Below are 281 nucleotides of genomic sequence, written 5' to 3' on the forward strand. Positions count from 1 at the left end.
ATCACCGAGCTGCGCAACGAGGAGTGGAAGGTGTTCGTGGCCAATCGCCGGCAGCGCCGGGTGACCGAGGTCTTCCGCGGCGGCTGGATTGCCGACTACGACGATGCCGGCAGCTTCCTCGACCTGTTCATGGCCGGCAGCCCGCTGAACTGGAGCGGCTATGCCGATGCCGACTACGAGCGCCTGCTGGGCGCGGCGGGCGCGGCCAGCGATCCCGAGCACCGCGCCCGTCTGCGCGGCGAGGCCGAGGCACACCTGCTCGATGCCTTTCCGATCGTGCC

The 281-nt window shown here is 70.1% G+C and carries 1 pseudogene; it reads left to right on the forward strand.

Annotated elements, in window-relative coordinates:
• Positions 1-281: pseudogene (locus tag FLQ44_RS23795) on the forward strand (hypothetical protein); the annotation flags it as partial.

Origin of the sequence: Vogesella mureinivorans, assembly GCF_007644035.1 — a bacterium.
Lineage (GTDB): Bacteria > Pseudomonadota > Gammaproteobacteria > Burkholderiales > Chromobacteriaceae > Vogesella > Vogesella mureinivorans.